Genomic DNA, 14,083 nt, shown 5'->3' on the forward strand with positions numbered 1-14,083 from the left:
AAGAAGTTATAAATTACGTAAAAGATAAATATGGTCATGACTGCGTTTGCCAAATCATAACATTTGGAACAATGATGGCCAAAGGCGTAATAAAAGACGTTGCCAGAGCTCTAGGATTTCCATTTGAAGATGCAAACACTTTGACAAATTTAATCCCCGATCAACTAAAAATTACGCTACACGAAGCCATTGAACAAGAACCAAAATTAAAAGAAATGATTGATAATAATCCAAAAGTTAAAGAACTAATGGATATTTGTTTTAAACTTGAGGGGCTCACAAGGCACGCATCAAAACATGCCGCAGGCGTAGTTATTTCGCCTATGCCGCTAAAAGAAGCTTTACCTTTATATGTTCCTTCAAAAGCAACAAATGAACTTGTCGTTCAATATGCAATGACAGAACTTGAAGAAGTTGGTTTTTTAAAAATGGATTTTTTGGGCCTTAAAAACTTAACCGTAATTCAAATGGCTCTTGATGCGATAGAAAAAAGGCACGGTATAAAAATAAATTTAGACAAAATAAATCTTGATGACCCAAAAACTTTTGAGCTACTAAGAGCCGGCAACACAAATGGTGTTTTTCAATTTGAATCTGATGGCATTAAAGACGTAATGAGAAGATTGAGCCCACAAAGCGTTGAGGATTTAATAGCAGTAAATGCGCTATATCGACCGGGACCATTGGGATCCGGAATGGTTGACGACTTTATAGAACGAAGACACGGTAGAAAAAAAACAACTTACATGTTTGACGCACTTGAACCAATTTTAAGCGAAACTTACGGCGTTATTGTTTATCAAGAACAAGTTATGAAAATTGCATCTGCAATTGGAGGATACACTCTTGGCGGTGCAGATATTTTACGTCGAGCCATGGGTAAGAAAAAAGCTGAGGTAATGGCAGAACAAAAAAATATATTTATGGCTGGTGCTAAAAAACAAGGTTTTGACGAACGTAAAGCAGGTGAGCTTTTTGATCTTATGGCATATTTTGCCGGCTACGGTTTTAACAAATCTCACTCAACGGCATATGCTTTAATTGCATATCAAACGGCATATTTAAAAGCAAATTATCCTCAAGAATTTATGGCGGCATTAATTTCATACGAAACAAACGATCCAGATAAATTAACATTTTATCTTCAAGAAATAAAAGATATGAATATTAAAGCGGTAACGCCTAGCATTAATCAATCTGAAATAAATTTTGTTGCCCAAGATAAAAAAATTTTATTTGGGCTTAAAGGCATTAAAAATGTTGGGCTTGCTGCACTTGAAAATATAATTTTAATCAGAAATGAAAAAAAATTTTTAGATATGTTGGATTTTTGCAAACGAGTGGATTTACGAACGGCAAATAAAAGAGTTATAGAAAGCTTAATATATTCCGGTGCGTTTGATGAATTACCAGGAAATAGAGCTCAAAAAATTTCAGAGCTGGATAAAATATTAAAAATTGCAATTGATGCGAAAAAACAAGCTGCCACAGGGCAAATGGACATGTTTGGACTAATAAGCAAAAAAACACAAACAAATAACAACCAAGATTATTATACATTTTTGCCACTGAAAGATTTTAGCGATAAAGAAAAATTGGATAAGGAAAAAGAAATTGCCGGTTTTTATTTAAGCTCACACCCTCTTGATAATCACAAAATACTTAAAAATTTAAAAGCTTTAACATTTCAAGAAATTACCGATATTACAAAAAACGGAAATACAAAAAAAGAACCTTTTGTAACATGTTTTGGCTTGATGCAAAACAATAAAGTAATAAAAACAAAAAAAGGCGACAATATGTCATTTGCTCAATTTGAGGATTATACAAATCATGCAGAAGTGATTATATTTCCAAGCGTTTATAAAAAAGTTGAAACACTTTTGCAAGAACATAATATTTTTGTAATACAAGGCTTTGTAGACTTAACAAGTAAAGACAAATGCAAAATTAAAGCGAACGATTTAATTCCTGTGGACCATATTTTAAATTTTAAAAAAATAGTTTCTTTAAATTTAAAATTACCTGAAATAATAGATCAAAATGTTTTGGGAAATCTAAAAAACATACTTGAACAACAATCCCAACCATCAAATATAAAAGTTCCTGTAAATATTGCGTTTAAAGAAAATAATAAAAATTTGCTAATAGAATATGGCAAAAAAATTACGCCGGAAATAGAACTATTAAACAATATAGAAAAGTTAGGCATTAAAGTTCAAATTGTTATCTAAACAATATTTTAAAATATTTTCGTAGCTATCGGATTTTTGTTTTTTCAATAAATTAATAATAGACTTAATTACCCATTTGTGTTCATTAATAGTTTGATCCTCAAAAATGTTATCCAATTCAAGATATTTTAAATTTACATTACTTGAGTTTGTTGCAAATTCAAAAATATTTTTTACAAAAGAGAAAAAAGTCTCTTGAGAAATTAATTCTTTTTTTTCAAGCTCAATAAAATTTAAAAATCTTTGTTCAAATTTTTCCGGCCACGACAAAAGAAGATAGATTAAAATTAAACTCTTAATATTATTAATATTTTCAGGTTTTAAAAGATATGTATGTTCATAAATAGCCGCCGCTGATAAAAATTTTTTCTCTTTTTTATATAAATAAGCAGCTTGAGAATATTTCTCCAAAGCATTTTCATCTTGCAATGCCCAAAGAATATCCCCTTCCACTTGTAAAACATATGCTTTGTCATCAAACGAATGTGATATTAATCTGTATAAACTTAATGCTTTTTCTTTTTCTCGTCTCGTGACGAGCTCTGCAAGCCTAAACCACCCAACACATGACTTCTTCAAATCACCAAGATTATCATTTTCAGGTTGATCCTTCATCAACTATCTCCCATTTTTATTCTTTGTTACTAACTTATTTAAAATTATTCAAACGAAAAATAAATTAGCACTTTTCATCTTTTAATCTCAATATAACAAATATTAATCAAAACACACCCTGTTTTAAATCAAAAATAGCTATGCTATAATTTCAAATTAAAAAATTAATTTAGCAATAAAAGATTTAAAAATGATAAACAATCAAAATTGGTTAGAAAAAAAAAATTTAGCGCTTTTGGGTGGCGGGCAAGAAAAAATAGAAAAACAAAAACAATTGGGAAAATTAAATGCAAGAGAAAGAATTGGTCTTTTACTTGATGAAAATAGTTTTCAGGAAACTGATCAACTTGTAGTCGCTGCATTTTCCGATAAAAAAAATTATACTGATGGTGTTATTACCGGTTTTGGCAAAATTAACAATCAAATTGTTGCCATATATTCACAAGATTTCACACTAAATGGTGGTTCTCTTGGTAAAAATCATGCAAAAAAAATAATAAAAATAATGGATATGGCTGCAAAAATAGGTTGCCCAATAATAGGACTTATAGATTCCGGTGGAGCCAGAATTCAAGAAGGCATACACGCACTCTCCGGTTTTGGCGACATCTTTTTTAGAAACACGAGATATTCAGGAATAATTCCACAAATCTCTATAATTTTAGGCCCGTGTGCAGGTGGCGCCGTTTATTCTCCGGCTTTAACAGATTTTATTTTTACGGTAGAAAATATTAGCCAGATGTTTATAACCGGTCCATCCGTTATAAAAGAAACTTTGCATCAAGATGTAACAAAAGATGAGCTTGGCGGGGCCTCAATTCACAACACAAAATCCGGCGTTGCGCATTTTTTATGTAAAAACGAAATTGAATGTTTTGAAAAAGTTAAAAAATTACTTTATTACATACCAAGAAACTATTTAGAGCAAAAAGAAACTCTTGATAATTATATTGAGCCAGAAAACAATCAAATATTAGATCAACTTATACCTAATAATCCAAATAAATCTTATGATATTAAAAAAGTAATAAACACAGTTTTTGATAAAGAAAGTTTTTTTGAAATTCAAGAATTTTTTGCGCAAAATATAGTTACAGGGTTTGCAACACTTTCCGGTAAAATTATAGGAATAGTTGCAAATCAACCAATGATTATGGCAGGTACAATAGATATTGATGCATCCGAAAAAGCCGCTAAATTTATACGTTTTTGTGATAGCTTTTCAATACCAATAATTACGCTTGTCGATGTTCCTGGATTTTTACCCGGTATAGATCAGGAACACAATGGAATCATAAGACGTGGAGCTAAACTTTTATATGCATATGCAGAAGCAACTGTGCCAAAAATTACATTAATATTAAGAAAAGCTTTTGGCGGTGCATATATAGTTATGGGAAGTAAACAATTGGGAGCTGATTTTAATTTTGCATTTCCAAATGCTCAAATTGCAGTACTTGGCGCAAATGCAGCAATTTCAATTTTACACGAAAAAACTTTAAAATCTGAGCCCAATATTGAAATACGCAATCAAAAACACTCAAACTTACTAGAAAACTATGCAACAGAATTTTTAACCCCATATATTGCAGCAGAATATGGATATATAGATGCAATAATAGATCCAAATGAAACAAGAAATAAATTAATTTCGGCTCTTTTAATATGTGAAAATAAAGTTGAAAAATTACCTGCCAAAAAACATGGTAATATACCGTTATAAAATATCTAATCAGTTGGATTATATTTATCTGTTTTTCTTATTCTTGTGCTAAAATAACAAAATATTTATTATATAAATAACTTATAAAAAATTTTTTAAAAATATTGGGGTATATATGTTAAAAATATCTAAAAAATTTTTAAAACTACTACTTAGCGTTTTATTTATTATCGGGCTAAGTACTTTTACATATATACGCTACCAGCAAAAATCAAGACTAACACAACCAATCAAATCTTTTAATTTTAGTCGCCCAGATAGCCGAAAAGATGAAATTAAAGGCGAAATTATAACACTAAAAAGATTAAGACCCGAATATTTTGACGACTTTTATAAAATGCATAATGATCCTAGCATAATACAACGGCTTTATGAGGCCGTTGAGCCCGAAGGAATTCAATACAATTCTTTTATGGCTCATCTAAAATATGAATTAAAAAAAGAAGCCAAAGGGCTTGTTCTTAGCTATGTAATCTTTGATAACAAAGAAGACAATTTAATAGGCAATTTAGAAATTCGGGAACCGGATCCGGATGATCCAGGACAATTCGGTTGCTGGATTAATCCAAAATATTGGGGTGGCGGCAGATTATATGAGGCATTTAAATTAATATCTCAAGAATATTTTAGACTTAATCCAAATACCGAAAAATTTAACGCTCATGTAAAAATGTCAAACCTAAGAGGTTACTTTGCACTAAAAAAATGTGGCTTTAAGCTAATAAAAACTTTACATTTTAAAGATATGTCTTCAAGATATTTTTTGGAGTACTACAATCCAAAAATAGAAATGCAACAAAATTAAATATTTAAAAATTAGGAGAGCTTTATGCAAAAAAATATCTTATTTATTTTGATGCCAAAAGACTTTAGAGATGAAGAATTTTACGAACCATATAATCTTTTAAAAGAAAAAAATTACAACATCGATGTTGCCGGCATGAGTCAAAGTAAAGCTATCGGGGTAAATGGCTACGAATTTATGCCAAATTTATCACTAAAAGATTTAACTCAAGAAAAATTAACCACTTATGATGCATTAGTAATTCCCGGCGGGCCCGGAAGTGTTACATACCTCTGGAGTAACAAATCAATTCAGGATATAATATTGGAGTTTAATAAAAATAAAAAGATAATAGCTGCTATTTGTTACGGAGTAATTGCTATAGTGGAAGCCGGTATATTAATAAATAAAAAAGCAACAGTTTATCCAAGTCTTGAGGCAAAAGACATATTGCAAAAACACAATGTAACATTTGAAGACAGTGGTTGTGTGATATTAAAAAACGAAAAAATAATTACTTGCCAAGGCCCAAAGTATGCAAATGATTTTGGACATGAAATAATAAATTTATTAGAGAAAAAATAATTTTTAAAGGAATTTATGACAAGAATTGCAACACCAACAGATGCGCCTCAAGTTAAAACTTTATTGGTAGGAATTCAAGCCCCATACAATAAAATTAGACCGATTGAATCGTACTATGAAGAATTCTTAAGTTTGGTAAAAACCTTAGGACAACAATATCAATTCACCTATTTTTTAAAACTAAGAACAATTGATAAAGCTAATTTTTTATCGTTAGGAAAATTGCAAGAATTGCAAAAATTTTGTGACGAAAATCAAATTGAAGAAATTATTTTTTCAGAAAGTTTAACGCCACTACAAGAAAGAAATCTTGAAGATTTTCTAGATTGCACCGTTTGGGACAGAGAAAAATTGATTTTGGAAATTTTTAAAATTTCAGCACAAAGCGGCGAAGGAAAAATTCAAGTAGAAATGGCTGCAATAGAATACTTAAAAAGCAGACTTTCCGGAAAAGGTGTAGAGCTTGCGCAACAAGAAGGCTATGTTGGAAGTAAAGGTCCCGGAGAAACATCCAAAGAAGTTTTAAAACAACATTTTTCAATACAACTAAGTAAAGCAAGAAAACGCCTTGAAAGCTTAGAACGAGCCCGAGACACCCAAAGAAAAAAACGCATGGAATCAGGAATACCTTTGATATCATTGGTTGGATATACAAATTCCGGAAAATCCAGCTTATTAAACGCTCTTACAAAAAGTAATGTACTTGTTGAAGATAAACTTTTTGCAACACTCGATACAACAACTAGAGAATTATATCTGGATAGTAAAAAAGTCGCTTTAATTTCCGATACGGTTGGTTTTATAAGTCAACTACCACACCATCTGATTGAAGCATTTAAGTCAACTTTGGATGAATTAAAATATTCAGACTTGTTGCTTCACGTAGTTGATGCAAGCAACCCAACCTGGAAAAATCAAATAGATGTAGTAACCGATACACTTAAAAATTTAGAAATAAATAAAAAAATGGTTTTAGTTTTTAACAAAATTGATAAATTAAACCAGGAACAGATAAACCAATTAAAATTAGAAACTCAAGAGTTTACACCGAAAGTTTTTATTCATACTAAAGATAAAGATGGCCTAACGGAATTGCTAAATTTCATCAAAAAACACGAATTTTAAAAAAAATAAAATATGGAGACTTAATGAAGAACATTGCAATTAACGGTTTTGGACGTATTGGAAGAGCTTTTTTAAGATCAATACTCTTAGATGAGAATGCAAAAAAAAATATTAATATAGTTGCGATAAATATAGGAAATAGTAATCCAGAATTAATAGCGCAACTTTTTCAATACGATTCTATTTTTGGAAAATATGAAGGTAGTGTTGAATACGACAAAGAACACTTGAATATTAATGGCTACAAGATCAAAATTTTACATGAAATCGATCCATCAAAAATAAACTGGAAAACTCTTGATATATCATGGGTTATAGAAGCTACAGGCAAATTTTGCGATCGTGCCGGGGCACAAAAACATATTGCTGCAGGGGCAAAAAAAGTGTTAATTACAGCTCCTGCAAAAGATATAGATATAACGATTATACCCGGCGTTAATAGTGACAAATATCAAGAATCAAAACATAATATAGTTTCACTTGGAAGTTGCACTACTAACTGCTTTGCACCTATAATAAAAGTAATAAAAGAAAATTTTACTTTAATTAACGGTCTAATGACTACAATACATTCCTATACAAATGATCAAGTTTTACTTGATGTTGAACATAAAGATCCAAGAAGAGCACGCGCTGCTGCATTAAACATAATTCCAACAGCAACAGGTGCCGATAAAGTAATAACACAAATTTATCCGGAGCTTTTGGGTAAAATTAAGGCAAAATCAATAAGAGTTCCTACACCAAACGTTTCTTTGGTTGATTTTACATTTATGACAAAAGAAAATTTGGATGCAAATACAATTAATCAAGCTTTTAAAAATTATGCTAATAATCAATTAAAAAATATAATTGAATATTGCGAGTTGCCACTAGTATCGTGCGATTTCATACAAAACCCAAATTCATGTATTTTAGACAGCTTATTAACAGAATCTATTGGTAATTTATCAAAGGTTTTTGGTTGGTATGATAATGAATTTGGATATTCTTGCAGATTAAAGGATTTTTTATTATCAAAATAAAGTAAAAAAACTTATTTTTTTTAACAAATGGATATATGTACTTTTGGAAGATTTTTATGAATAAAATTATAAAAATATGTTTTATCGTAACTGTTACGATATTTTTAGTTAGAAGCGGATTATTTTCAAACACGTACGTAATGTATAGAGATGAACCTTTAATCAATGTTATTTATGAAATAACTCAAGATACCAATACTTTTGATGAATTATGTGTAGCAGAATGCAATCTTGGTTATTCGGGAGCATGTGCTATAGCAGAGGCATTAAAAAATAAAAACTGTAACCTTACTGAGTTGAATCTTTACCGGAATGATATTGGAGCTAAAGGGGCTGCAGCTATATCAGACGCATTAATAAATGAAAACTGTAAACTTACTTCTTTAAATATTGACTGGAATGGTATTCACTCTGAAGGAGCAAAATGTATTGCAGATGCATTACAAAATCCAAATTGTAAACTTACTCATTTGAATATTGGACTTAATTATATTGGTGGTGCAGGAGCAGAATATATTGCATATGCATTACAGAATCCAAATTGCCAACTTACTTCTTTGAATATTTCAGGAGATAATATTGATTCTACAGGTATTGACTATATCGCATATGCATTACAGAATCCAAATTGCCAACTTACTTCTTTAAATATTTCAAAAAATTTTATTGGGGAAAATGGGATAGTTAGTATAACCGACACATTAATGACTCCGGGTTGTAATCTTACTTCTTTGGATATATCATACAATAAAATTGGGAATGCTGGAGCAGAATATATTGCAAAAGCATTACAGAGTCCAAATTGCCAACTTACTTCTTTGGATATATCAGACAATAATATTAGTGACGGAATAGATGATATAGCTGAAGCATTAATGACCCCAAATTGTCAACTTACATCTTTAAATATTTCAGAAAATGATATTGAATTTGATGCATCCATTATAGCCAAAGCGTTAGTGGATCCAAATTGCCAACTTATTTTTTTGAATATTTCAGATAGTTCTATTGGAGAAAATGGGGTAGTTAGTATAACCGACGCATTAATGACTCCGGGTTGTAACCTTACGTCTTTGGATATATCAAACAATAAAATAGGAAGTGCTGGAGCAAAATATATTGCAGACGCATTACAAAATCCATATTGTAAACTTACTTATTTAAATATCGGACATAATGATATTGGTGATGAAGGAGCAAAATATATTGCAAAGGCATTACAGAATCCAAATTGCCAACTTACTTTTTTGGGTATCTCAAATAATAATATTGATTCTACAGGTGTTGACTATATCGCTTATGCATTAATAGATCCAAATTGCCAACTTACTTCTTTGAATATTTCGAGAAATAAATATCCCATTTATAAAAGCAAAGAAGAAAAAATCATCAAAGCATTAATGCGAAAAAATTGCAAACTTATACATTTTGTTAGTGATAACCATGCCGCCATTATTAACGTTATTAATATATTATGCGTCGCAAATCGTACACAAAAAATCATTGATCTGGAAAATTCTTTAACTGAACAAAATTATCCCTATATAATAAATGCTATAAGAAATTCTTTAATAGGTTATACATGGCATAGAGAGCGTAATCCCAAATATGATTATGAAAATACAATAAATAGCGATGAATTTAAGGAATGGTATAATAGCCTTAATTCTAATAATTTGCTCTATTTAAATAGAGAATATAAAAAAGAATTTAAAAACAATTCTATAGATAATTTGGAATCTGCAAAAAAATATATGCTTAAGAAGTGCCAAAAGCTTTATTCTAGAACTAAAAAATCACAATCTTTCGATGAGTTTATGAATGTTTTGAATCAAGACATAAACAATTTTGAATTTTAAAAGGCAAAACAACTAAAACATAGATTTTAAGGATTTTTTACTTCACATATAAAAAAAGTTAAGTTAAACTAAAGCCAGTTATTGAAAATATTGAAATTTCATAAAAGATATGGCGGGCCCATAGCTCAGTTGGTTAGAGCAGTCGGCTCATAACCGAAAGGTCCCAGGTTCAAGTCCTGGTGGGCCCACCAACCAGTAATCGAATTTTTCTCTTTTGTACATTTTTTTAACATAGCAGCTTTTGGAGTTATTTATGATTGGACAAGAAATTTGGAAAAATCTAAAAAATCTAGTTGAAATAGACAAAGCTCTAAATGCAATCGTTTCTAATAAAAAGAAAACCCTTGAATTAATAGAGAAAGACAAAAATTTAATACCAAAATTTGAATTGGAAATAAAAAATTTTGAAGAAAAAATACATAATCAAACAAAATATTTGGATTTGGCACAGTTAAATGCAAGCGCACTAAAAGAAGCTGAAAATCAAAAGCGTTCAAATTTAGACAACTTATCGAATTCTAAAGAATATAAAGCGCTTGAAAAAGAGTTAAAATCTATAGAATTACAAATATTGGAACAAGAGAACATTTTGGAATCAAAATGGGTTGAACTGGAAAATTCAAAAAAAGATTTTGATTTACTCAAAAAACAAAATGAAGAAAAAATATTGCAACTCAAAGAAGGTTTAACAGCTCAAGAACAAGAGCTAGAATCAGAATCGCAAAAAGAGTCGGAATTGTTAGAAAAAAGAAAACTCGCACTTAGTGAAATTCCGGCTGAATGGATTTTAAAATATGAAAGAATGATTTTAAAAGTATCAAATCCAATCGTTCCGGTAATTTCAAATGCATGTAGCGTTTGTTACTACCCTGTACTTAGGCAAGATATGACAAAATTAAAACAATCCGGAATTCTTTTATGCAGAAGTTGTTATAGATTTTTATATTATGATCCAACTGAAGAATCGGAGTTAAAAAAAGAGAGTTTTTAATGGAAAAGCAACTCAATTTTTTCACTAATACAAATAAAAATGAAAAAGAAATTCAACCAATAAATTTGTGGGCGGCATTTATTGACGGTGCATCAAGAAATAATCCCGGACCTGCCGGTGCCGGTGTTTTTATAAAAAAAGATGACGTGATTTTTTTGAAAAAAGGTTTTTTTCTTGGCTATAAAACAAATAATCAAGCGGAATATTTAGCATTGGCTTTAGCACTCTTTTTCATAAAAAATGAAAAATCCGTTAATCCAAACATATCTATAGTTTCAGATTCTGAATTGCTTATAAAACAAATGAATGGTTTTTATCAAATAAAAAATCAGGAATTAATAAAAATAAAAAATCTGATAGACTATCTTTTACAAAATACAAAAACAACATTTAAGCACGTATTAAGAGAACAAAATAAAATAGCAGACAAACTTGCAAATGAAGGAATAGATAAAAAACATGAAATTCCTGCAGACTTTGTAATCTTAATGAAAAATTTTGATATCAAATAAAAAGGCTATAATTTTTGAATATTTTTAATATAAAAAAAAGAATATTTTTATTATTATTTTTAGTAAATAATAATTTATTTGCACATATTTTTCAATTTCCTACTACAAAAACGGAAACAATAGTCAAAGTTCTTTTGGAAAAAAAGAATAGTCATGCTAAATCCAAATACACATTGGAATCATCCAATATACTTTTGGTTTCAACAACAGATACAACTAAAACAGCTTTATTTAAAGATACAAAATTAGATCTAATAATTCAAAACGATAAAATTTTTACATTGATAAAAGATACAAAAGCTCAAAAAGATATTACTAAAAGCTTTAAATACAACGAAATCGAAATCACTTCAAGCAGTAGGTCTGTAAAAATTAATGGCAAAAAATACACAGGTTCAATAATATTTAAAATAGATCCAAAATCACATGAACTTTATATAATCAGTAAGCTAAATTTAGATGAATATTTATATTCTGTTTTGGCATCGGAAATATATCCGACATGGCCACATGAAATGCAAAAAATACAGGCCGTAATATCAAGGACCTACGCTGTATATCATATGAATCAAAATATGAATAAAAAATTACCATATGATATATTAAACAATAATTTTCACCAAAAATATGATGGCGACCATTATAATAAACATCTAAAAAAAGCTATAGATGAAACTTGTAACGTAATAATTACTTATAACAATAAACCAATTTTGGCCATGTTTGATTGTTGCTGTGGAGGAATTACGACAGCAAATATTTCAAGCTATGATTTTAAAACCAATCCATATCTGTCTCGCAAATCTGTATGCAATTTTTGCAGCAAATGCCCCCAATATAAATGGGAAAAACGGTTTAATATTGATGATCTGTTAAAAAAATTGAAAGAAGATGTTTCATTGGTTAAAAAATTTGTAGGTGCAAAAAAACTTTTGGATATAAAAATTATAAAAAAAGATAAAGCAGGTATAGTCAAAAAAATAAAATTTATTTTTTCAAACAAAAATGTAATAATCACAGGTAATCAGCTTTGGAATAATTTTAAAAACATTATTTACAGTTTAAATTTTAATATTAAAAAAAATAATAATAAAATAATTTTTATGGGCAATGGTTATGGTCACCAAATGGGTCTGTGCCAATACGGAGCAAAAGATTTGGTGGATAGAGGTTGGGATTATAAAAAAATTATAAGTTTTTATTATCCAGGAACTAATTTGGGAAAATTACAATATGCCGCAATATAAAACCCACTTACTGGCAGGTTTTTTTGTATTTTTATTAATATTCTTACTTTTTCAAAGCACAAATATTTTCGGTCATTACAGTTTTTTATATATGATTTCATGTTTATTGGGCTCTCTATTTCCGGATATAGATACAAAAAGTATGATACAAAAATTTTTATATTTTATACTTTTTGCAATAACTATCGTTGCAGTACTGTCCAAGCAATGGGAGATCGCAGTAATTATTAGTTTAATCTCATTAATACCACTTATCGTAAATCATAGAAAGCTTACACATAGAATTTGGTTTGTAATATTAATACCCTTTGCCATTCCAATTGTAACTTTTCACTATAATAAAGCTATTATTTTACCTATTTTTGTCTCATATCTTTTCTTTGTTTTAGGTGCAATTTCGCATATTTTGCTGGATTTTGGCATTTTTAAAACATTTAAGCGCAAATAATTCAATTTTTTAGGCGTTTGCCCAATAATCATTATTAGTTAACATTTATATAATAATTAATTGAAAATTATCCCGCAAACATGGGAAATGGAAGGTTATACTATGAATGGTTATTTAAATAAATTTTTTAAATTTATCATACTGATTTGCTTTAGTTTAAGTATATCTTTGGGTAATCAAATGTATGCCCAAGATAATAACCAAGCAAGTAAAAGTAAATTAACTATTTATAAAGACAAAATAAAAGATTATAAAAACAAAATAAAAGAAAAATTACCAAAAATATATGGTGCTTTTAATAAAAGTCTTAAAGAAAAAGCTCTTATGCCTGCGGCATTTTTAATGCTAATGCATCCAATAAATACCCCAATTGCTATAAAAAATATACTTACAACCAATAAAGTTGCTCAGAATTATTTTGGTAAAAAATTTTGGGCCGCACTTGGAATTCAAACATTATTTTCTCATTATTCAGATAAAATGGTCGATTTAATCGGAAACAAGATGTTAAACCTTAAACTCAATTTTTTTCACAAATATATTATTACCACAGCTATTTCATTGGTTGCCGGCAGTATTATCACAAGAAGTTTAAATTTATCGCCATCGGAATATTCTCTTTTAACTATTCCTGTAATAACTGCACTTAGCACTATTCAAAAAATTTATATCTAATAAATCATCGCCCAGCGCATACGCACAGGGCTACCGTAAAGTCGCCTGCTTATGCAGGCTCAATAACGAAAAATAAACATAAATTTTAAATCAATTAATACCAATTCTATAAATTATTGCCCCAAAGTATCTATTATAGATAACCCAAGAATCAAGCTCGCCGCAGGCTCTTGTCATCCCGACCTCCGAGCCGGGATCTAGTCTTCATTTTAAGTCTAATTCTTATATGCCTATTTTTTTGAGATAATTAATAGAATTAG

The 14,083-nt window shown here is 29.4% G+C and carries 13 protein-coding genes and 1 tRNA gene; 13 read left to right on the plus strand and 1 reads right to left on the minus strand.

All coding sequences use genetic code 11. The annotated features are described in order from the left end of the window. Positions 1-2,234, plus strand: a 2,234-nt coding sequence (gene dnaE / locus KKE07_01265) for a DNA polymerase III subunit alpha (protein MBU4269488.1), incomplete at its 5' end; no start/stop codon positions are given. On the opposite strand, the gene KKE07_01270 is transcribed toward dnaE, so the two are convergent. After that, the gene (locus tag KKE07_01270; GenBank protein ID MBU4269489.1) at positions 2,205-2,849 is read right to left on the minus strand and encodes a hypothetical protein; all 645 of its coding nucleotides are present in this window, start codon (positions 2,847-2,849) and stop codon (positions 2,205-2,207) included. The two genes, dnaE and KKE07_01270, sit on opposite strands and share 30 nt — an antisense overlap. 190 nt (positions 2,850-3,039) lie before the next feature. Between KKE07_01270 and KKE07_01275 the strand changes: the two genes are divergently transcribed. From KKE07_01275 to KKE07_01330, 12 genes are all read left to right on the plus strand, one after another. After that, positions 3,040-4,572: an acyl-CoA carboxylase subunit beta gene (locus tag KKE07_01275; GenBank protein MBU4269490.1), complete on the plus strand. Its 1,533-nt coding sequence runs from the start codon at positions 3,040-3,042 to the stop codon at positions 4,570-4,572. 115 nt (positions 4,573-4,687) lie between these two features. Beyond that, positions 4,688-5,377, plus strand: a complete 690-nt coding sequence (locus tag KKE07_01280; GenBank protein MBU4269491.1) for a GNAT family N-acetyltransferase — start codon at positions 4,688-4,690, stop codon at positions 5,375-5,377. Positions 5,378-5,401: 24 nt separating this feature from the next. Further along, positions 5,402-5,941 (plus strand): DJ-1/PfpI family protein, encoded by a 540-nt coding sequence (locus tag KKE07_01285; protein MBU4269492.1) that lies wholly within the window; start codon positions 5,402-5,404, stop codon positions 5,939-5,941. Positions 5,942-5,956: 15 nt separating this feature from the next. Continuing rightward, positions 5,957-7,066, plus strand: coding sequence for a GTPase HflX (gene hflX, locus KKE07_01290; GenBank protein ID MBU4269493.1), 1,110 nt, complete (start codon positions 5,957-5,959; stop codon positions 7,064-7,066). Between the two features lie 23 nt (positions 7,067-7,089). After that, positions 7,090-8,091 (plus strand): type I glyceraldehyde-3-phosphate dehydrogenase, encoded by a 1,002-nt coding sequence (gap, locus tag KKE07_01295; protein MBU4269494.1) that lies wholly within the window; start codon positions 7,090-7,092, stop codon positions 8,089-8,091. A gap of 56 nt (positions 8,092-8,147) precedes the next feature. Beyond that, a complete protein-coding gene (locus tag KKE07_01300; protein MBU4269495.1) occupies positions 8,148-9,950 on the plus strand; it encodes a hypothetical protein in 1,803 nt (600 codons plus the stop codon). Between the two features lie 114 nt (positions 9,951-10,064). Further along, positions 10,065-10,141: transfer RNA gene (locus KKE07_01305), tRNA-Ile, on the plus strand. A gap of 62 nt (positions 10,142-10,203) precedes the next feature. Beyond that, positions 10,204-10,941 (plus strand): hypothetical protein, encoded by a 738-nt coding sequence (locus tag KKE07_01310; GenBank protein ID MBU4269496.1) that lies wholly within the window; start codon positions 10,204-10,206, stop codon positions 10,939-10,941. Next, on the plus strand, positions 10,941-11,453 hold the full coding sequence (locus tag KKE07_01315) for a ribonuclease HI family protein (GenBank protein ID MBU4269497.1): 513 nt from the start codon (positions 10,941-10,943) through the stop codon (positions 11,451-11,453). The genes KKE07_01310 and KKE07_01315 overlap by 1 nt, the downstream gene beginning before the upstream one ends. A gap of 14 nt (positions 11,454-11,467) precedes the next feature. Continuing rightward, positions 11,468-12,700, plus strand: coding sequence for a SpoIID/LytB domain-containing protein (locus KKE07_01320; GenBank protein ID MBU4269498.1), 1,233 nt, complete (start codon positions 11,468-11,470; stop codon positions 12,698-12,700). Continuing rightward, positions 12,687-13,148 carry a metal-dependent hydrolase gene (locus KKE07_01325; protein MBU4269499.1) on the plus strand — a complete coding sequence of 154 codons (462 nt, stop codon included), beginning with the start codon at positions 12,687-12,689 and terminating at the stop codon, positions 13,146-13,148. The genes KKE07_01320 and KKE07_01325 overlap by 14 nt, the downstream gene beginning before the upstream one ends. Positions 13,149-13,250: 102 nt before the next feature. Beyond that, entirely contained in the window at positions 13,251-13,823 is a 573-nt protein-coding gene (locus tag KKE07_01330; GenBank protein ID MBU4269500.1) for a hypothetical protein, read from the plus strand. Positions 13,824-14,083 lie beyond the last annotated feature (260 nt).

Source organism: Candidatus Dependentiae bacterium (assembly GCA_018897535.1).
Lineage (GTDB): Bacteria > Babelota > Babeliae > Babelales > UASB340 > UASB340.

Coding starts and splice junctions, on each gene's coding strand:
- KKE07_01270 (MBU4269489.1), bottom strand. CDS start 2,849: ATGAAGGATCAACCTGAAAATGATAATCTTGGTGATTTGAAGAAGTCA.
- KKE07_01275 (MBU4269490.1), top strand. CDS start 3,040: ATGATAAACAATCAAAATTGGTTAGAAAAAAAAAATTTAGCGCTTTTG.
- KKE07_01280 (MBU4269491.1), top strand. CDS start 4,688: ATGTTAAAAATATCTAAAAAATTTTTAAAACTACTACTTAGCGTTTTA.
- KKE07_01285 (MBU4269492.1), top strand. CDS start 5,402: ATGCAAAAAAATATCTTATTTATTTTGATGCCAAAAGACTTTAGAGAT.
- hflX (MBU4269493.1), top strand. CDS start 5,957: ATGACAAGAATTGCAACACCAACAGATGCGCCTCAAGTTAAAACTTTA.
- gap (MBU4269494.1), top strand. CDS start 7,090: ATGAAGAACATTGCAATTAACGGTTTTGGACGTATTGGAAGAGCTTTT.
- KKE07_01300 (MBU4269495.1), top strand. CDS start 8,148: ATGAATAAAATTATAAAAATATGTTTTATCGTAACTGTTACGATATTT.
- KKE07_01310 (MBU4269496.1), top strand. CDS start 10,204: ATGATTGGACAAGAAATTTGGAAAAATCTAAAAAATCTAGTTGAAATA.
- KKE07_01315 (MBU4269497.1), top strand. CDS start 10,941: ATGGAAAAGCAACTCAATTTTTTCACTAATACAAATAAAAATGAAAAA.
- KKE07_01325 (MBU4269499.1), top strand. CDS start 12,687: ATGCCGCAATATAAAACCCACTTACTGGCAGGTTTTTTTGTATTTTTA.
- KKE07_01330 (MBU4269500.1), top strand. CDS start 13,251: ATGAATGGTTATTTAAATAAATTTTTTAAATTTATCATACTGATTTGC.